General features: G+C 71.7%; 14 protein-coding genes. 6 read left to right on the forward strand and 8 right to left on the reverse strand.

From position 1 onward, the window contains the following. Positions 1-120: 120 nt before the first annotated feature. Both ACO2Q3_RS17390 and ACO2Q3_RS17395 read right to left on the reverse strand, forming a co-directional pair. Positions 121-1,290: a pyridoxal-phosphate-dependent aminotransferase family protein gene (locus tag ACO2Q3_RS17390; protein ID WP_423308792.1), complete on the reverse strand. Its 1,170-nt coding sequence runs from the start codon at positions 1,288-1,290 to the stop codon at positions 121-123. A 37-nt stretch (positions 1,291-1,327) separates the two neighbouring features. Beyond that, complete coding sequence (locus ACO2Q3_RS17395; RefSeq protein ID WP_423308794.1) at positions 1,328-2,104, reverse strand: tyrosine-protein phosphatase; 777 nt, start codon at positions 2,102-2,104, stop codon at positions 1,328-1,330. Between the two features lie 73 nt (positions 2,105-2,177). Here ACO2Q3_RS17395 and ACO2Q3_RS17400 point away from each other — a divergent pair, with 73 nt between their 5' ends. After that, complete coding sequence (locus ACO2Q3_RS17400; protein ID WP_423308796.1) at positions 2,178-2,924, forward strand: alpha/beta fold hydrolase; 747 nt, start codon at positions 2,178-2,180, stop codon at positions 2,922-2,924. Between the two features lie 193 nt (positions 2,925-3,117). On the opposite strand, the gene ACO2Q3_RS17405 is transcribed toward ACO2Q3_RS17400, so the two are convergent. Further along, positions 3,118-3,756, reverse strand: coding sequence for a TetR/AcrR family transcriptional regulator (locus ACO2Q3_RS17405; protein ID WP_423308798.1), 639 nt, complete (start codon positions 3,754-3,756; stop codon positions 3,118-3,120). Between the two features lie 77 nt (positions 3,757-3,833). Here ACO2Q3_RS17405 and ACO2Q3_RS17410 point away from each other — a divergent pair, with 77 nt between their 5' ends. Together ACO2Q3_RS17410 and ACO2Q3_RS17415 are read left to right on the forward strand one after the other, a co-directional pair. Beyond that, a complete protein-coding gene (locus ACO2Q3_RS17410; protein WP_423308800.1) occupies positions 3,834-4,775 on the forward strand; it encodes a zinc-binding dehydrogenase in 942 nt (313 codons plus the stop codon). Positions 4,776-5,038: 263 nt separating this feature from the next. Then, positions 5,039-6,301: a hypothetical protein gene (locus ACO2Q3_RS17415; protein ID WP_423308802.1), complete on the forward strand. Its 1,263-nt coding sequence runs from the start codon at positions 5,039-5,041 to the stop codon at positions 6,299-6,301. A 54-nt stretch (positions 6,302-6,355) separates the two neighbouring features. Here ACO2Q3_RS17415 and ACO2Q3_RS17420 read toward each other — a convergent pair whose 3' ends face one another. Beyond that, positions 6,356-7,810: an AMP nucleosidase gene (locus tag ACO2Q3_RS17420; protein ID WP_423308804.1), complete on the reverse strand. Its 1,455-nt coding sequence runs from the start codon at positions 7,808-7,810 to the stop codon at positions 6,356-6,358. A 68-nt stretch (positions 7,811-7,878) separates the two neighbouring features. After that, complete coding sequence (locus ACO2Q3_RS17425; RefSeq protein WP_423308806.1) at positions 7,879-10,917, reverse strand: TonB-dependent receptor; 3,039 nt, start codon at positions 10,915-10,917, stop codon at positions 7,879-7,881. Between the two features lie 179 nt (positions 10,918-11,096). Here ACO2Q3_RS17425 and ACO2Q3_RS17430 point away from each other — a divergent pair, with 179 nt between their 5' ends. After that, positions 11,097-12,365: a dicarboxylate/amino acid:cation symporter gene (locus ACO2Q3_RS17430; RefSeq protein WP_423308808.1), complete on the forward strand. Its 1,269-nt coding sequence runs from the start codon at positions 11,097-11,099 to the stop codon at positions 12,363-12,365. A 10-nt stretch (positions 12,366-12,375) separates the two neighbouring features. Here ACO2Q3_RS17430 and ACO2Q3_RS17435 read toward each other — a convergent pair whose 3' ends face one another. Beyond that, complete coding sequence (locus tag ACO2Q3_RS17435) at positions 12,376-13,383, reverse strand: phosphatase PAP2 family protein (protein ID WP_423308810.1); 1,008 nt, start codon at positions 13,381-13,383, stop codon at positions 12,376-12,378. A gap of 13 nt (positions 13,384-13,396) precedes the next feature. Then, positions 13,397-14,440: a ribonucleotide-diphosphate reductase subunit beta gene (locus tag ACO2Q3_RS17440; protein ID WP_423308812.1), complete on the reverse strand. Its 1,044-nt coding sequence runs from the start codon at positions 14,438-14,440 to the stop codon at positions 13,397-13,399. A gap of 138 nt (positions 14,441-14,578) precedes the next feature. Here ACO2Q3_RS17440 and ACO2Q3_RS17445 point away from each other — a divergent pair, with 138 nt between their 5' ends. Next, positions 14,579-15,238 carry a glutathione S-transferase family protein gene (locus ACO2Q3_RS17445; protein ID WP_423308814.1) on the forward strand — a complete coding sequence of 220 codons (660 nt, stop codon included), beginning with the start codon at positions 14,579-14,581 and terminating at the stop codon, positions 15,236-15,238. Here ACO2Q3_RS17445 and ACO2Q3_RS17450 read toward each other — a convergent pair. Further along, on the reverse strand, positions 15,213-16,877 hold the full coding sequence (locus ACO2Q3_RS17450; RefSeq protein WP_423308816.1) for a S53 family peptidase: 1,665 nt from the start codon (positions 16,875-16,877) through the stop codon (positions 15,213-15,215). The genes ACO2Q3_RS17445 and ACO2Q3_RS17450 overlap by 26 nt on opposite strands. Before the next feature lie 229 nt (positions 16,878-17,106). On the opposite strand from ACO2Q3_RS17450, the gene mtnA reads away from it, so the two are divergent. Continuing rightward, positions 17,107-18,201 (forward strand): S-methyl-5-thioribose-1-phosphate isomerase, encoded by a 1,095-nt coding sequence (gene mtnA, locus ACO2Q3_RS17455; protein ID WP_423308818.1) that lies wholly within the window; start codon positions 17,107-17,109, stop codon positions 18,199-18,201. The last annotated feature ends 62 nt before the right edge of the window (positions 18,202-18,263 follow it).

Here is an 18,263-nt window from a genome sequence, read left to right on the forward strand (position 1 = left end):
ATCAGGGTGGGGAAGTGAGACGCCGCGCGCCGGCCAACGCGCTTGGCCTGTGCGTCGGCAGGTAACCCCCACCCTGCCCGCTTCGCGGGCTGTACCTCCCCGCAAGGGGGAGGGTAGAGGCTACCCCAGCTTCGCTTCCGCGGCGGCCAGGGCGGCCTTGCCGGCGTCGGGATAGTTCTGCGCCGCCAGGGCCTCGGTCAGGGCGGTGAGGCACAGGCGCACGTGCCAGGGGGTGGCCGAGGCGCCCATCAGGCCGACGCGCCAGATCTGGCCCTTCAGCGGGCCGAGGCCGGCGCCGATCTCCAGATTGTACTTCGCCAGCATGCGGGCGCGCACCTGCGCCTCGTCGATGCCGTCCGGCACGCGCACCGCGTTGAGCTGCGGCAGGCGCTGGCCCTCGGCGACCAGCAGCTTCAGGCCCGCGGCCTCCAGCCCAGCCACCAGGGCTTCGTGCATCGCCTTGTGCCGGGCATGGGTGGCCGCAAGGCCCTCTTCCTCGATCACCACCAGGGCCTCGTGCAGGCCGTAGAGGGCGTTGATCGGCGCGGTGTGGTGATAGGTGCGGCCGCCCTCGCCGCCCCAGTAGCTCATGATCAGGCCCATATCGAGCAGCCAGTTGCGGGCCTTCTCCTTGCGCCCGGCCACCGCCTCGCGGGCCTTCGGGCTCATGGCGAAGGGCGACAGGCCTGGCGGCGCCGAGAGGCACTTCTGGGTGCCGGAGTAGATCACGTCGGCGCCCCAGCCGGCGGCGTCCACCGGCACCCCGCCCAGCGAGGTCACGCAGTCGACGATGGTCAGGGCGCCGGCCGCCTGCGCCACGGCGCACACGGCGCCGGCGTCGGTCAGGGCGCCGGTGGAGGTCTCGGCGTGCACGAAGCCCAGCACCTTGGCCTTGCGGCCCTTCAGGGCGTCGGCGACCTTCTGGGCGTCGACCGGGGTTCCCCAGTCGTGCTCGATGCGCAGCACCTCAGCCCCGGCGCGGCCGGCCATGTCGACCATCCGCTCGCCGAACTGGCCGTTCACCGCCACGGCGGCCAGGTCGCCCGGCTCCAGCAGGTTCATGATCGCCGCCTCCATGCCGGCGGTGCCGGGGGCGGGCAGCGGCAGGCAGGCGTAGCCGGGGGCGTTCATCAACCGCGCCAGGGCCTCCTTGATCTCTTCCATCAGGCCCTGGAAGGCCGGATCCAGGTGACCGATGGTGGGCCGCGACAGGGCCGACAGCACGCGCGGGCTGACGTCGGAGGGGCCGGGCCCCATCAGGATGCGACGGGGCGGTTCAAAGCTCTTCAAGGCGTTCCTCGTTGTGCGGCGCCCTGACCGGGAGGCTCTAGGCGAACAGCCGCGCTTCTAGCCTCTCGCGCATCGTCGCGTCGACCCCGAGCGCCCGTTCCAGGTAGGCGTCGAGCGAGCCGTAGCGCGCCTTGATGGCGGCGAAGGCGCGCTCCAGATAGCCCTCCTCGACGCTCATCGCCACCATCACCGCCGCCTCGGTGGGCGCGCGGCCCGACATCTCGGTCATCGCCTGCAGGATCATCGGCAGGCGCTTGGCCAGGCGTTCGGGGTTGTTGGTCAGCAGGAAGTCGGCGCGGATGTCGTCATCGGAGACGCCGGCGATGTGGTGCGTCAGCGCCGCCAGGATGCCGGTGCGGTCCTTGCCGGCGGCGCAGTGGATCAGCACCGGGCCATCCAGCTCCGCCAGCGCCTTGAAGTACTCGGCGTAGAGGTACAGGTGCCGGTCCACGAACGGCGCCTCGTCGTAGTAGTCGAACATGTAGCCGCGGAAGGCCTCGGCCGAGAGGTCCGACTGGCGGATGAACAGCTGCCACGGGTCCTCGCCCACGTCGCCCTCGTCGGTGAAGATCACCCGGCCGGAGAACTGCGGATGGCGCCGCGACGGCTGGCGCTCGCGCTCGCCCTTGCGCCGCAGGTCGACGATCGCCGCCAGGTTCAGCGCCTGGATCTTCTCCAGGTCGTCGTCGGTGGCCTGGGCGTGGGCGGCCGAGCGGTACAGCAGCCCCCTCTTCAGCCGCCGCCCGCCGGCCCCGGCATAGTCGCCATAGTCGCGGAAGTTCTCGACGCCGTCGAAGGCCAGATGTCTGCTCATGGGCAACCTGTTAGACGGGCCACATGACAATGGCGAGACGTCACGCGGCGGCAGGCCGCGGGGAAGGGCGGGCATGAGCCAGGCGCACCGCTTCGAGGTCGCCGACGGCGTACGGCTGGCCTGGCGCGAACTCGGCGAGGGCCGGCCGGTGGTGCTGCTGCACGGCTTCCTGTCCAGCGCCGAGCGCAACTGGTTCGCGCCCGGCGTCGCCCAGGCCCTGGCCGAGGCCGGCCACCGGGTGATCGCCCCGGACTGCCGCGGGCATGGCGCCTCCGACGCCCCGGAGGCTCCGGGCGCCTGGCCGCCCGACGTCATGGCGGCCGACGTCGAGGCGCTGATCGCCCACCTGCGGCTCACCGACTACGACCTGGCCGGCTATTCCATGGGCGGCCGCACCGCGGCCCGGGTGCTGGTGCGCGGCGCGCGTCCCCGCCGCTGCGTGTTGGGCGGCATGGGCGACTTCGGCATCATGCACGCCGGCCCTCGCGCCGAGGCGTTCGAGGACGCCATCCGCCACGGCGAGGCGGCCGCCGACCCGGCCATGGGCCGGGCGCTGCATCGGGCGATGGCGGCGCAGGGCCTGAAGCCCGCGGCCCTGCTGGGCGTGCTGGCCGCCTTTGCCCCGACCACCAAGGCCGAGCTGGCGGCGATCCCGACCCCGACCCTGGCGATCCTGGGCGAAGACGACCACGACAACGGCTCGGTCGAGGCCCTGGCCGCCATCATGCCCGCCTGCACCCCCCTGACCCTGCCCGGCGACCACGGCGCGGTGGTGGCCACGCCGGCCTTCCGCGAGGCGATGGTCGGCTTCCTGGCCTGAGCGGCGGTCGCGACGTCGCTGGCCCCCACCACCCTCGGGCTGAAGCCCGACGGTCCCCCTCCCCCGCTCCGCTTCGCTGAGCGGGGGAGGAGACGAAAAACGGCGGCGCTTCTACTCCGCCCCCGTGCAACGGGGGAGGGGGACCATTCGGCCGAAGGGCGAATGGTGGAGGGGGCCTGGGGAAGCGCGGCCCCTAAGCCCCCCAGCGGTCCAGCAGCAGCTCCGCCACGGCGGCCGTCGCGCGGCGGGCGGTCTCGTCGGTGGGGTCTTCGCCCAGCAGGGCGCGGTGGCTGGCGGCGTGGCTGACGACGTCGCAGAACAGGCGCGCGGAGAGGGCGGTGTCGTGCGGCCTCAGGGATCCGGCGGCGACGCAGGCGTCGAGGTAGGCGCGAAACTTGGTCTCGCCGACGGCATAGGCCTCGCGCAGCGTCGCGACGGCTCGCGGCCGCCGCGCCGCCTCCGCCCCCACCAGCCGGATCAGCCCCACGCAGTTGGGCGAGATCATGTAGCGGAAGGTCCGCGCCGCGGCCTCCGCCAGGCCGACCCGCGGATCGGCCGGCAGGTCGTCCGGCCCGGGCAGCTCGCGCTTCACGTTGGCGCAGACCCGCTCGACGACGGCCTCGAACAGGGCCTCCTTCGGCCCCATGCGGTCGTAGACGGTGCGCTTGGTGGTGCCGGCCCGCTCGGCGATGCGGTCCATCGAGGCCAGCTCGTAGCCTTCCTCAAGGAACACCGCCTTGGCCGCCTCGAGAATGGCGTCGCGGCGCTCGGCCGCCGCCCGGTCACGGGCTGAGCCCGGCGTCTCGACGGCGTGGGGGTCCGGCAGGTCCATGGCGCCAGTCCTAGCCCGATTGACGGGTGAAAGGAAAATACTATACGGTATAGTATACCAGACGGAGGAGCGCGACGATGACCCAGGACGTGATCAAGGCGGTGGTGGTGGATCCGGCCGCGGTGGGCAGGCTGTCGATCGCCGAGGTCGCCGCGCCCCAGCCCGGGCCGCACGAGGCCCTGGTGCGGGTCGAGGCGATCTCCCTCAACCGCGGCGAGGTGAAGACCGCCCTCAGCGACGCCGCGCCGGGCGCCCGGCCCGGCTGGGACTTCGCCGGCACGGTGCTGCGCGCGGCCGAGTCCGGCGGCCCGGCGGCAGGGGCCAGGGTGGTCGGGGTGATGGCCACCGGCTCGTGGGCGCAGCAGGTCGCCGCCATGCCGTTCATGATGGCCGAGCTGCCGCCGGGGATCAGCATCCCCCAGGCCGCCGCCCTGCCCGTCGCCGGCCTCACGGCCTGGGCCTCGCTGCGGCGTCGGCCGGAGCTGAAGGGCCGGCGCGTGCTGATCACCGGCGCCACCGGCGGGGTCGGGGTGTTCGCCATCCAGCTGGCCGCGCACTGGGGCGCCGAGGTCACCGCGGTGATCCGCTCGCCAGAGCGCGAGGCGCTGGTGCGCAAGCTGGGCGCGGCCGCCGTGGCCTACGGGCCGATGCTGGAGGGGGCTGTCGGCAACTATGACCTGATCCTGGAATCGGTGGGCGGCCAGACCTTGGGCTCGGCGCTGGGGCGGCTGAACCCGGGCGGCGAGGTGGTGCTGTTCGGCGCCTCGGACAGCCCGGTGACTACCTTCGACGCTTCCGCCTTCCGGGCCGGGGGGACCAGCCTGTACGGCCTGTTCCTGGGCTACGAGTTCCAGCACAGCCCGCCCGGCCCCGCCCTAGCCGAACTGGCCGGCCTGGTCGCCGCCGGAACCCTCGACCCGATGATCGAGATCGAGGCCCCGTGGGAACGCATCGCCGAGGTCGCCGCAGACCTCGTCGCCCGCCGCTACACCGGCAAGGCGGTGCTGACCGTCCAATGACTGAAGCCCGGCGCCGCCGCCTCGCATCCGGCGGGAATGCGGCGCCGGCCAGTACTTTGTCAGCAAGCCGACCGATGCCTGCGACAAGTTGTACCGCCACGTCGCACCGGTTGTAGCAATTGTGGCAGATCATCCACGAATACTGCGACGTATACGGTATTCACTGGATTCTTTTTATAGTTAAAGCTGATTTTACACTATTATTTTGGGATTTGTTGACTGGCTCAAGCGCGCAATCGGGGCCTCGGTTGAGGGGTCAAGTGATGCGCAAATTGATGCAGGGGTGCGCCTTCGTGGCGTTGTTGGGCGGGCTGGCCGGACAGGCCATGGCCCAGTCGCAGTCGCAGTTCATCCGTCCGGTTCCGGTGATGCCCGCGCCGGCGCTGAGCGCGACGGACGAGTTCTCCGGGCTGCCGGACACGCCCCTGCCGCCCGGCGTGAAGGACCACACCCTCGATGCGCAATACGTCCGCTGGCAGGCGGCGCGCACGGCGCAGGACCACGGGGTCGACGCCGCGGCACGGGCTGACGAAGGCCCCCTGCTGTTCGCCGACAACACCGTGTCCGCCCCCGCCCCGACCGCGCCAGCCGTGATGGCCGCACCGCCGGCCCCGCGCCCGGGCTTCGACATCGACCCGCGCCTGCTGGAAGCGGCCAGCGCCTTCGACGACTTCATGACCTCGGCCGCCCAGGTGCGCGCCCAGTTCGCCGACGGCGGCCAGGTGGCCAAGGTGGTCGACGCCGGCTCGAGCTACGAGACCCGCCAGCTGGAGACGGGCGCCATCGCCTACGCCGCCCTGGTGGCGCTGCACGACCCGGACTTCGTGGCGCAGGTGCGCCGCCTGGGGGTCAATCCGCAGGACATGGCCGAGCAGATCCTGGCCCAGCCGCAGAGCGTGATGGGCATCCCCGGCGCCGACCAGACCGCGGCGCGGGTGGCCGCGGTGCTGCACAGCCGCGGCGCCGACGTGATGGGCGCCGGCAAGGCGGTGAAGCAGTCGGCCTACGACGTGCAGCACCAGGCGTGGTCGCGCGCCTTCGTCGCCGATCCGCAGGGCGCCCTGGCGCGGGTGAAGGCCAATTCGGCCCAGCCGGTGCGCAAGGACGACAGCCGCATCCAGCACCTGCTGCAGACGGTCTCGGCGGGCGAGGCCGGCCAGCCGGGCGCGGGAACCCGCTCCAGCACCGTCACCCGCGGCATGGCCCTGGCGGCCCTGACCGTGCTCGGCCAGGCCGGCGAGGCCAACGCCGAGCGCGTGCAGCCGCTGCTGAACGACCTGGTCAGCATCAACTGCCTGAAGATGGCCAAGCTGAACTTCTACCAGTGCATGGCGGTGGCCGGTCCGCAGTACGAGGACCTGTTCTGCGTCGGCCAGCACGGGCTGATGGACACCGGCGGCTGCATGATCTCGGCCGCCGACGACACCTCCGGCGTCGCCCCGATGGCGATCCGCACCGCCGACGCCCAGGGCGGCGAGCGCGAACTCACCGAACGCGAGGCCATCGAGCGCGGCTACGCACACTAGCTCCGGACGCAGCCGCGGATCGGGAGGCTCCAGGCGCCGCCTGGAGCCTTTCGCTCATCGGAACGGCGGCTCGTCGAAGCTGCGCAGCTTGCGCGAATGCAGCCGGGGCCCCTCCTGGCGCAGCAGGTCCATGGTGACGATGCCGATGCGCAGATGCTGGCTGATCGCCCGCTCGTAGAAGGCGTTGGCCTGGCCGGGCAGCTTGATCTCGCCGTGCAGCGGCTTGTCGGAGACGCACAGCAGGGTGCCGTAGGGGGCGCGGAAGCGGTAGCCCTGGGCGGCGATGGTGGCGCTCTCCATGTCGATGGCCACCGCCCGCGACTGGTTGAAGCGCAGGGCGCTCAGCGAATAGCGCAGCTCCCAGTTGCGATCGTCCGTGGTCACCACGGTGCCCGTGCGCAGGCGGGCCTTCAGCGCATCGCCGGTCTCGCCGGTGACCACCTCGGCGGCGCGGTTCAGGGCCACCTGCACCTCGGCGATCGGCGGGATCGGGATCTCCGGCGGCAGGATGGTGTCCAGCACGTGGTCATCGCGCAGGTAGGCGTGAGCCAGCACATAGTCGCCGATCGCCTGGGTCGAGCGCAGCCCCCCGCAGTGGCCGATCATCAGCCAGGCCTCGGGCCGCAGCACGGCCAGGTGGTCGGTGATGGTCTTGGCGTTGGAGGGCCCGACGCCGATGTTGATCAGCGTCACCCCCTGCCGCCCCGGCGCGGTCAGGTGATAGGCCGGCATCTGGTGCTTGCGCCAGGCGGCCGAGTTGATGGCGCTGTCCGGGTCGGGGGTGTCCTTGGTGATCACCACCCCGCCGACGCACGACAGGCTCTCGTACGGGGTGTCCGGCCGCTTCAGCTCCGCGGCGCCCCAGCGCACGAACTCGTCGACGTAGCGGTGATAGTTGGTGAACAGCACGAACTGCTGGCAGTGCTCGGCGGGGGTGCCGGTGTAGTGCGCCAGGCGCGCGAGGGAAAAGTCGGTGCGCAGGGCGTCGAACAGCGCCAGCGGCCGGCCGGCCTCCAGCGCCGGGTCCCAGAAGCCGTCCGCCACCTCGTCGCCGATGAAGGCCAGCTCGGTGGTCGGGAAGTGCCGGGCGATCTCGGTGGAGGTGACGTCGGCCAGCTCGATGTCCGAGGCGCCGTCCAGCACGTAGGGGAACGGGATCTCCTGGGTGGAGCGCCCGACCTCGGCCTCGACCTCGAAATCGGTCATCAGCAGGGTCAGCTGCTCGGTCAGGTAGTCGCGGAACAGCCGCGGGCGGGTGATCGTGGTGGCGTAGGCGCCCGGCGCGCTGAACCGGGCATAGGAGCGCGCCAGCTTCGGCGGCGGGCCGGACGGCCGGTAGGTGAGCCTCAGCTCCGGATAGGAGAAGGCCCGGCCCTGGCGCAGGGCAGGGTCCGGGGCCATGCCGTCCGCCATGAAGGCCTTCAGGGCGGTGCGCAGGGCGGCGACGGAGTCGTCGTAGGTCTGGATAAGCCGCTCGACGATGGCGGCTGCGTCTTTCTCTGGGTTCATGGCCCGATATAGGCCGTCAACCCGTGGTTTGGCGAGGCCGCGTGGCGCAAGTCGCGGCAAAGGGCGCGCTAGTACAGAATCTTGCGCAGGCTCAGCGACACCACCCGGCCGGTGGGATTGAGAAAGGCCGATTGGTAGATCAGCGGCGTCGGGCCGGCGGTGCTGGTCACCTTGATGCGCTGATCGAACAGGTTGCTGACGTTCAGCGTCAGCCGCACGCCGCGCAGGAACGGGTGCTTGATCAGCATCTTCGGCTGGCTGGAAAAGTCGTCCCACAGCCGCAGATTCAGTGTGCCGATGTCCGAGAAGTTCAGGGTCCCGGTCTGACCCATGGCGCCGCCGGCGACGGTAGTGGCGCTGCGCCAGTCGGCGCTGAGGCGCAGGCCGTAGCCCTGGTTGGTATAGCCCAGCTGGGCCTCGACCTCGTGGCGGTACTGGCCGCCGGAGCCGCCGGCCGGCGCGCCGTTCAGCAGGTCGAGGGCCGGGCCGCCGGCGGCCACCTGGTAGCGGTCCTTGAAGATGATGGTGTGGTAGACCGCCACCTGGAAGCGGCCGCCCACCGGCGGGCCGCCGCCAAAGCCGCGGCGACCGCCACCGAAGCCGCGGCCGCCAAAGCCACCGCCCCCGAAGCCGCCGCCGCCAAAGCCGCCAGGCCCGCCGAAGCCGCCGCCCGGTCCCCCACCGCCCGGTCCTCCACCGCCAGGACCGTCCGGGCCGCCGCCCGATCCGCCACCGCCCTGGCCGCGGCCCGAGCCGGGCTCGCCGCGACCGCCGCCGTCCGCGCCCGGCGGCGGGGGCATGCCATCCGGCGGCGGACCAGGCGGCGGCTCGAAGTCGCCGTCCGCCTCCGGCCTGCGGCCGCCCTCGCCGCGCCCGCGGCCGCGCAGGAAGGCGCGTCGATCGAACGGCGGCCGCCGCGGTTGCTTGCCCACGGGCATGGAGAAGTTGACCCCCCAGCGCAGTTCCTGGCGGTCCTGGCTGGCGAAGTTCAGCGGCCGCAGGTCCTCCTCCACCAGCACCCCGTTGGCGTCGCGCACGAACCGCGCCGGGAAGGCCGCCTCCAGGCCGGCGGTGGCGGCCGGGAAGGCGCCGATGGCGCCGTCGATGTGGCTGTCGACGTAGTTGGCGGTGAAGGTCAGGTCGCGCGAGGCGATCGGCCTGATCGTCAGCCCGACCTTGATCACCCGCCGGCTGTCGGCCTTGAGGCTGGCCTCGCCGCCGGTGACCTGCGTGACGCTCACCGTCTGGCCGGTGACATAGTCGAAGATCCGCACCCCCGGCGTCTCCAGCACCGGCCCGTCCAGCTGGGCGAGGGTGGGCGCCAGGTGGTCGCGGGTCTCCGAGACGATCAGGTTGTAGCCCTTGATCGGCGTCCAGTTCAGGCCGAACCCCAGGGTGGTCAGCGCCCCGAAGTCGGAATAGCGGTCCACCGCGGCGTTGCTGTTCAGCGACAGGTCGCCGAGGAAGCCCAGCACCCGCCGGGACCGGCTGGCGATCGGCAGGTCGATGTTGAGCAGCGCCTGCACGTCGTTGCGCGCCAGCGACTGGGCGCGCACCTGCGTGTCGTCCCAGACGCTGGAGCTGGCGGCCGAGGCGACGTCGCCGAACTTGGCGCTGACGTAGAGGTTGCCCGCCGGCAGCTTCAGCAGCGGCCCCGCCGCCAGGATCTGGATGTTGCCGCCGTCGGTGACGGCCCTGGCCAGGTTCAGCGGCCGCGACGCCAGTTGCTCGGCAGGCAGCGGGCCGAACGGATCGAGCGTGGTCGAGCCGGCGTTCAGCAGCGCCTGCAGGCCGGCGGCGTCGAGCCCCTGGCCGGTGTGGGTGACCGTGTCGGCGTGGTTGTAGGCGGTGGTCAGGGTCAGCCGCCAGTCGCCGACGTCGCGGTTGAAGCCGAAGCCGACATGGGCCGTCCAGCCGTCCGACGTCTGGCGCAGCGGCGCCTGGCCGGCGACATAGCGATCCACCGCCACCGGTCCGGCGAACGGCGAGAACGGATCGCCGGCGGGAACCAGCAGGCTGACGCCCGGCAAGCCCTGCAGGCTGTCGCTGTGGGTGGCGCCGAGGGTGACGTTGGCGGTGGCGTTGATGCCCCAGAAGATCGGCCGGGCGGCGACGACGTTGGCGGTCAGCTGATGCGTCGCGGGGACCAGGCTGTGATCGGCGGCGGTGTCGGTGACGTTGGCGACGCCGGCGGTCGGCGCGAAGTCACTCAGGGTCAGGGGCCGCCCGGCGCCGGCGACCGCCGGCACGCCGGCCACGGTCACCGGCCGGCCGGCCAGGGCGCTCAGCGCGGGGTCGATCTCACCGCCTGTCGGGGAAACGACATTGCCCGCCAGGTCGTAGGGCGCGCCCGCGGCGGGTTCCGTCAGGCCCCGCTCGGCGTCGGTCAGGCCGCCGGCGGCCTGGTACTTGAGGTCCAGGTTGAAGCGGGTGTCGCGGCGCACCTGGAACTGGTCGATCTCGACCTGGCCGGTGGCATCGCCGCCCTCGGTGGTCCCGCCGCCGGCGACCTCCCCGGTGACCGCGCGGAAGCGGCGCTTCAGCACGATGTTCACCACCCGCTGGTCGGCCGAATAGCCGTACTTGAGCGACACCTCCTCGGGCAGGATGTCGATGCGCAGGATCGCCTCGGTGGGGATGTTCTGCACCTCGCCCAGGCTGGAGATGCGGTGACCGTTGAGCAGCACCACCGGGGCGCTGGCGCCGCGGCCGCGATCGCTGCGGGTCTCGGGCGACAGCTCGTCCAGCAGCTCGGTCACCGTGCTGACGCCGTAGGACTGGATGTCGGCGGGGGACATCTGCAGCTCCGGCTTGATGTCGCCGACCACCGCGCCGTACTGCGGCCGCTCGCGCTGCGCCGTGACCGTCACGCCCGCCACCGCGTCGGCGCGGTCGGCGGCCTCGTCGGCCTCGGCGGCGGATCGATGCGACGTCGCCGCCGCCGCGCCGGGCTTCGGGTCGGCCGGCGCCGACTGGGCCAGGGCGGTCGTGGCCAGCAGGGTCAGGGCGCCGCCGGCCAGCAGCCGCGCGCGCCACCGCCCTGCGTGCGGGCCTGCCGTCACCCCACCCGCGCGCGCCTCGCCCTCGATGACCACGTCCCGCGCCATGCCTGCCCCCGACCGTCCGGGGCAGGTCCCACACCGACATTTCCTTTTCATGTCAGTCGCTTGTAACGATGGTAAAGCGGCAGCGGCCGGGCGTCGCGGAGCGCCGGCGCGTGCTTTGCCATGGACCTGGGCGCGCGGCCGTATGAGATAGGCGCCTTGTCCACGCCCGGGATCCGCGCATGAGCCGCACCTTCACCTATTTCATCGTCGCCGGCATGGTGCTGGGGGTGCTGGTGGGATGGGGCTGCAACCACTGGCTGGCCCCCGCCGACGCCAAGGCGGTGGCCGGCAACCTGACGCTGATCACCGACCTGTTCCTGCGGCTGATCAAGATGATCATCGCGCCGCTGGTGTTCACCACCCTGGTGGCCGGCATCGCCCACATGGAGGACGCCGCCGCCGTCGGCCGCATCGGGGCCAAGACCCTGGGCTGGTTCGTCAGCGCCTCGATCGTCTCGCTGCTGATCGGCCTGGGCATGGTGCACCTGCTGCAACCCGGCGCCGGCCTGTCGCTGCCCCCGCCCGAGGTCACCGCCCACGCCAGCGGCGTGGAGGTGTCCAGCTTCACCTTCAAGGACTTCCTCGGCCACGTGGTGCCGACCTCGATCATCGACGCCATGGCGCGCAACGAGATCCTGCAGATCGTGGTGTTCTCGATCTTCTTCGGCACGGCGATCGCCGCCCTGCCCGAACGCGCACCGCAGATCACCGCCCTGGTCGAGGAGGCCGCCGCGGTGATGCTGAAGGTGACCAACTTCGTCATGCGGGTGGCCCCGCTGGCGATCTTCGCCGCCCTGGCCTCGACGGTGGCGACCCAGGGCATCGGTGTGCTGCAGACCTACGCCCGGTTCGTCGGCGGCTTCTACCTGTCGATGGGCATCCTGTGGGGCGTGCTGGTGGCGGCCGGCTTCCTGGTGATCGGCCGCCGGGTCGGCGCCCTGGTGCAGACCGCCTGGCGGCCCGGGCTGCTGGCCTTCTCCACCGCCTCGTCGGAAGCGGCCTACCCGCGCCTGCTGGAGGGCCTGCAGACCTTCGGCCTGCCGCGCAAGATCGTCAGCTTCGTGCTGCCGCTCGGCTATTCGTTCAATCTGGACGGGTCGATGATGTACTGCACCTTCGCCACCCTGTTCATCGCCCAGGTCTACAACATCCCGCTGTCGATCGGGCAGCAGATCACCATGCTGCTGCTGCTGATGGTCACCTCCAAGGGCATGGCCGGGGTGCCGCGCGCCTCGCTGGTGGTGATCATGGCCACCTTGAGCTTCTTCAAGCTGCCGGAGGCGGGGATCTATCTGATCCTGGGGGTCGACCACCTGCTGGACATGGGACGCAGCGCCACCAACGTGATCGGCAACTCGGTGGCCGCCGCCGTGGTCGGCAAGTGGGAGGGCGAGCTGGGCGCCCCGATCGTCGGCGGACCCGACGCCGCGGCCACCGCGCCCGGCTAGGGCTGGGGCTCTAGGCCGCGGCGGCCACCGTCCAGCGCGCCACCGGGCCCGCCGCCAGCCACAGCAGCCCGGCGCCGGCGGCCGCCACGACGCCGTCCATGAAATAGTGCCAGCCGAGGTGGATCGAGCCGACCACGATCACCAGGAAATACAGGCTGCCGGCCACGCCGGCGCGGCGACCGAAGCGCCAGCCGACCAGCATCATCAGGAACGCCACGGCGATGTGCATGCTGGGCATGGCCGAGATGCCCGAGCCCAGCACCGGCCGCCCCGCCGCCGCGGCGTTCAGCAGACGGCTCTGTTCGGCGAACTCCCAGATCGGCAGCTGGGCGTTGGCCGTCCTGAGATAGGCGGCCTGTTCGGCGAAGCCGTCGGGGCCTGGCAGATGCAGCGGTCCGACGAAACATGGCCCCACCGAGGCCAGGGCGACGGCGCCCCAGGTGCCGAGCAGGGCCCAGCAGGCGACGAGCGCCAGCAGCGCCTGCAGGCGCAGCGCCGGCCGTCCGAGGCTGAAGCACAGGCCGCCGAAGATCGTCAGCATGGCTGCATGCCAGCCGGAATAGAGCACGCTGAGGGCGAAGGTGATCGGCGGGTGGCCCAGCGCCGGCTGCAGCACCCGCCAGGCGTCCTGGCCGAAGATCGCCCGGTCCCATCCGGCGATGGCGGCGTCCCAGGTATAGGGGTGCAGCTGCGCCAGGCCGCTCTTCAGCGAGGTGAAGGCCGAGAAGAAGGCCGGGGCCACCAGCAGCACGGGCGCGGCCAGCACCACGCGCTCGCCGATCCGCCAGCGCGCCGGCAGGCGGCGCCGCAGCGCGAAGGCCGCCGCGCCGAGACCGCCGAACACCAGCCAGAGGACGGCGTAGAGCCCCAGCGAGAACGGCACGCCGCCGCTCCGCGCGACGAGGAAGGTGATCGCCACATAGGCCAGCATCACGCCGACCAGCACGGCGTTCAGGCGCAGGGCGCCCCGCAGATCCGGCGTGGCCCCGGCGACGGCCGGCGCGAGCTCCGCGGCCACGAGCGAACCGCCCCTAGTGGGTGGAGAGGCCGAGTTCGGCGCGTTTTTCCATCATCTCGTCGAACGCGCTCCACACGCCGTCCGGCCCGTGCCAGGCGCCCTTGGTGGCGGCCTTGGAGTACTCGGTGGCGCGCGCCTCGAAGAAGTTGGCGTGCTCGACGCCCGACAGCAGGCTCTGCAGCCACGGCAGCGGGTTTTCCTTCACCCCGTAGACGGCCGGCAGGTTCAGCTGGCGCAGGCGCCAGTCGGCGATGAAGCGGATGTAGCCCTTGATGTCCTCGGGCGTCATACCCTGCACCTCGCCGGCCTCGAAGGCCAGGTCGATGAAGCGATCCTCAAGGCCGACCACCGTCTTGCAGCAGTCGACGATGTCGTCGGCCACCGCCTTGGTCACCACCTGGGTCTCGGCGTTGAACGCGTGGTACAGCTTGATCATGCCCTCGCAGTGCAGGCTCTCGTCGCGCACGCTCCAGCTGACGATCTGACCCATGCCCTTCATCTTGTTGAAGCGCGGGAAGTTCATCAGCATGGCGAAGCTGGCGAACAGCTGCAGGCCCTCGGTGAAGGCGCCGAACATGGCCAGGGTGCGGGCGATGTCGGCGTTCGTGTCGATGCCGAACTGCTGCATGTAGTCGTGCTTGGCCTTCAGCGCCTCGTATTCCATGAACGCCGAGAACTCGCTCTCCGGCATGCCGATGGTCTCGAGCAGCAGGGCGTAGGCGGCGATGTGGATGGTCTCCATGTTGGAGAACGCCGCCAGCATCATCTTCACCTCGGTCGGTTTGAACACCCGGCCGTAGCGCTCCATGTAGTTGTCGTTCACCTCGACGTCGGACTGGGTGAAGAAGCGGAAGATCTGGGTGAGGAGGTTGCGCTCCTTGTCGTTCAGCTTGGCCGCCCAGTCCTTGCAGTCCTCGCCCAGCGGCACCTCTTCCGGCATCCAGTGCACCTGCTGCTGGCGCTTCCAGAACTCGTGCGCCCACGGATAGCGGAAGGGCTTGTAGCCCTTGGACGGGGTGAGCAGGCCGGGAAGGACGAGGGACGACTTGGCGGTCATGGACGGCGGCTTTCCACTGGTGACTCGAATCGCCCGGCAGGGCGTTTAGGTTCGATGAGGGTAACCGTAACCACCGCAACATCTAGCGGCGAGTTAACGCACCCACGCAAGATGTTGTTGGCAGCCTGGGGATAAGCCATGTCCGACATGTTCACCCTCTACAGCGCCGCGGGCTCGGGCGGCGTGGCGGTCGAGGCCGCGCTGACCATCCTGGACCTTCCCTATCGCGTGGTCGAGATGGGAACCTGGTTCGACCCCGAGGCCGCCGAGGCGATCGCCGCCGTCAACCCGATGCGCCAGGTGCCGGCGCTGGTGCTGCCGGACGGAACGCTGATGACCGAGAGCGCCGCGATCCTGATCTGGCTGGCCGAGACCTATCCCGCGGGACGCCTGGGCGCGGCGCCCGGAGACCCGGGGCGTCCGGCCTTCCTGCGCTGGATGACTTTCGTCTCCGCGGCCGTCTATTCGCTGTTCTGGATCCGCGACAAGCCCGAGCGCCTGGTCGACGGCGAGGCCGCCGCCGCCCAGATCAACGCGCGCACCAAGGCCCGCATCGCCGAGTGCTGGTCGGTGCTGGACGCCGGCCTGACCCCCGGCGCCTATCTGCTGGGCGACGAGCTGTCGGTGCTCGACCTCTACGTCGCGGTGATCTCCCGCTGGGCGGAGAAGGGCCGCAGCCGCTTCTACCGCGCGGCGCCGAAGCTCGCCGACGGCATCCGCCGGGTCGACGCCGACCCGCGCCTGGCCGCCCTCTGGGCCGAGCGGTTTCCGTTCACGCCGGGCTGGGAGGGGGTGTGACCGCCGCGGCGGCGGCGGGCGCGGCAGCGCCGCCCAGCGCGGCCAGCAGCTTCCTGCCGTCGGGCGAGCCCCAGCCGGTGCACGCGTCCCAGCCAGGGCCGGCCTTGTACTGGCCGTCGAGCAGGCCGTCGGTGTCGTTGTTGCCGTCGACGATGTCCCGCAGCACGCCCGCCGGCCCGATCCGGCCGTACAGCAGGGCGTTGAAGTTGCCGACCTTGGCCCCCAGCGCCTTGTTCGTCCGCGCGATCAGGCTGGCCCACAGGGGCGCCGAGGCGCTGGTGCCGCCGACGGTCTGCATGGCGCCGCCGGACATCACCCGGTAGCCGGTGTTCGGGTCGGCGTTGGCGGCCACGTCGGGGATGGCGCGGCCGGCGAAGGCCCCGGGGTTGATCGAGGGCGGCGTGATCCCGGCCTGCCAGGCGGGCCGGGCCGTGTAGTCGCTGACCCCGCCGCCTGTGCCGCTGCCGGGTCCGTCGTTCCACACCGTCTCGACCAGGGTCGAGGCATGGCTGTGCAAGGTGGTGCCGCCCACGGCCAGCACATACGGGCTGGTGGCCGGGAAGTTCACGTGCGCCCGACCGTCGCGCATCTGCGCCTCCGAGCCGTCGTCGCCGGTGGAGACGCAGACGGTGATGCCCAGGTGCGCCGCCGCCAGGAAGCTGTGGTTCACGTGGTCGATGGCCGCCGGCGACCACAGGATGTCGGTCTGGAATTTCTGATTCTCGTCCCAGCCCCAGCTGATCGAGACCACCGACGGCTTGTTGACCGTGTCGGCGATCACCGCGCTGAGGGCGTCGATCAGGCCCTTTTCGTCGAAGGTCGAGAAGTACACCGCCAGCTTGGCCCCCGGCGCCATCGCCCCGGCCACGTCGATGTCCAGCATCACCTCGCCGGTGGAGTCCGGATCAGCCTGGGGATCGGTGTCCACCCCGTCGATGGCGATCACCTGGACGACCGGCTCCGGCAGCTTGAGCGCCTTGAAATAGGCCGCGACGTCGTCGGTCTCCACGCCGCCGCCGAACTCCAGCAGGGCGATGCACTGGCCGGAGGCGTCGTTGGTCGGGAAGTCGTAGAGCGGCGCCAGCTCCTGCGGATAGAACCAGGCGCGCCGGCGCGTGGCCATCGCGGTGGACGGCGACAGGCCTGCCGAGCGGTGGCGGCCTCGCCGCAGGTGCTGCTGGTTGCTGAAACCGAACACCCCGGTGATGTCGCCGGCCACCTCCTGCGGCAGCGAGACCCGGCCGGTGCGGGCGTGGAAGGCGCCCAGCTTGGGATCGGTGAAGTCGAACACGGTGACCCCGAAGGCGTCCGACATCTTCCGCATGGTGCCGCCGAGGGTCATGCGGGCCGACATCGGCTCGTCGCGGGCCACCACCAGGCCATGCGCCGCGGCGAAGGCCTTGATGCGCTCCACCGAGGCCGGATCGGAGCCGTAGCCCTGGGCGAGCTCATCGTGGGTCATGTAGGTGCGCTGGCCCGGCAAGGTCTCGTCCAGCGCCGACAGGTCGGGCAGGTCCTGCCGGCGACGCACGCCGATGGTGACGTCGATCCACTGGTTCGGATTGGTCCGGCGGACCGCCTCGGCGGTGGGCGGGATGCGGTGGGCGCTGTTGTCCAGATGGACGCGTTGCGTGGGCATGATGGGGCTCGCTTCTTGACCTGAGGAAGGTTGTCGACACGCGAACTGGCGGCCGCCGAAGGTGGCGCCGTCAGCAATCCACGCGCCCCTAGCGAGCATTCGTCAAATCACAACTTAATGGCCAAGCTTGAGGCCAGGACCTCCCCGCGCGGCGGCGGCGACCAGGGGCTTGCCTCGCGCCGCCGGATGGCGTGGAACGGCCGACGCCACCGCCTGGAGACCCGACGGCATGCTGATCCACGGACGCCCGACCCGCACCCTCTGGCCCACCGCCGACGGGGCCGTGGAAATCATCGACCAGACCCGGCTGCCGCATGCGGTGGAGATCGTCCGGCTGACCGGCCTCGCCGATGCGGTGCGGGCGATCGCCGACATGCTGGTGCGCGGCGCGCCGCTGATCGGGGCGACCGCCGCCTGGGGCTTGGCCCTGGCGCTGCGCGAGGACGCCTCGGACGCCGGCCTGGCGCGGGCCGTGGCCGGCCTTGCCGCCTCCCGCCCCACGGCGGTGAACCTGGCCTGGGCGCTGGAGCGGGTGCGGGCGCGCGTGGCCCCGCTGGCGGCGGGCGACCGGGCGGACGCCGCCGCCGCCGAGGCCGCCGCCATCGCCGACGAGGATGTCGCCATGTGCCGGGCGATCGGCGAGCACGGCGCCGACCTGATCGCCGCCGCCGCCGAGCGCGCGGGCGGGCGCCGGGTGAACCTGCTGACCCACTGCAACGCCGGCTGGCTGGCCACGGTCGACTGGGGCACGGCCCTCGCCCCGGTCTATGTCGCCCAGGAACGGGGCATCGACCTGCATGTGTGGGTGGACGAGACCCGGCCGCGGAACCAGGGCGCGGCGCTGACCGCCTTCGAGCTGGGCCAGCAGGGCGTGGCGCACACGGTGATCGCCGACAACACCGGCGGCCATCTGATGCAGCACGGCATGGTCGACCTGTGCATCGTCGGCGCCGACCGGGTGACCCGCACCGGCGACGCGGCCAACAAGATCGGCACCTACCTCAAGGCGCTGGCCGCCGCCGACAACGGGGTCGACTTCCACGTGGCCATGCCGTCCTCGACCATCGACTGGCGCCTGCGCGACGGGGTGAAGGAGATCCCGATCGAGCAGCGCGCCGCCGAGGAGGTGACCCGCATGCGCGGCGCCCTGCCCTCCGGCGAGATCGTCGAGGTTCAGGTGGCCGCGCCCGGCAGCCCGGCCGCCAACTATGGCTTCGACGTCACCCCGTCGCGGCTGGTCACCAGCCTGATCACCGAGCGCGGGGTGTGCGCCGCCAGCGAGGCGGCGATCCTGGGCCTGTTCCCCGAGCGAAAGGTGGCCTGAGGCCCAGGCCGGATTCCCGCTGGAGCCCCCATCCCGGCCTTCGGCCGTACTTCCCCCAAGGG

The organism is Caulobacter sp. KR2-114, from assembly GCF_049446115.1.
GTDB lineage: Bacteria > Pseudomonadota > Alphaproteobacteria > Caulobacterales > Caulobacteraceae > Acaudatibacter.

Excerpts from the sequence above, each read along its gene's own strand:
- mtnA (WP_423308818.1), top strand. The coding sequence starts at position 17,107 with ATGCTGATCCACGGACGCCCGACCCGCACCCTCTGGCCCACCGCCGAC.
- ACO2Q3_RS17440 (WP_423308812.1), bottom strand. The coding sequence starts at position 14,440 with ATGACCGCCAAGTCGTCCCTCGTCCTTCCCGGCCTGCTCACCCCGTCC.
- ACO2Q3_RS17450 (WP_423308816.1), bottom strand. The coding sequence starts at position 16,877 with ATGCCCACGCAACGCGTCCATCTGGACAACAGCGCCCACCGCATCCCG.
- ACO2Q3_RS17395 (WP_423308794.1), bottom strand. The coding sequence starts at position 2,104 with ATGAGCAGACATCTGGCCTTCGACGGCGTCGAGAACTTCCGCGACTAT.
- ACO2Q3_RS17400 (WP_423308796.1), top strand. The coding sequence starts at position 2,178 with ATGAGCCAGGCGCACCGCTTCGAGGTCGCCGACGGCGTACGGCTGGCC.
- ACO2Q3_RS17405 (WP_423308798.1), bottom strand. The coding sequence starts at position 3,756 with ATGGACCTGCCGGACCCCCACGCCGTCGAGACGCCGGGCTCAGCCCGT.
- ACO2Q3_RS17410 (WP_423308800.1), top strand. The coding sequence starts at position 3,834 with ATGACCCAGGACGTGATCAAGGCGGTGGTGGTGGATCCGGCCGCGGTG.
- ACO2Q3_RS17415 (WP_423308802.1), top strand. The coding sequence starts at position 5,039 with ATGCGCAAATTGATGCAGGGGTGCGCCTTCGTGGCGTTGTTGGGCGGG.
- ACO2Q3_RS17445 (WP_423308814.1), top strand. The coding sequence starts at position 14,579 with ATGTCCGACATGTTCACCCTCTACAGCGCCGCGGGCTCGGGCGGCGTG.
- ACO2Q3_RS17420 (WP_423308804.1), bottom strand. The coding sequence starts at position 7,810 with ATGAACCCAGAGAAAGACGCAGCCGCCATCGTCGAGCGGCTTATCCAG.
- ACO2Q3_RS17430 (WP_423308808.1), top strand. The coding sequence starts at position 11,097 with ATGAGCCGCACCTTCACCTATTTCATCGTCGCCGGCATGGTGCTGGGG.
- ACO2Q3_RS17425 (WP_423308806.1), bottom strand. The coding sequence starts at position 10,917 with ATGGCGCGGGACGTGGTCATCGAGGGCGAGGCGCGCGCGGGTGGGGTG.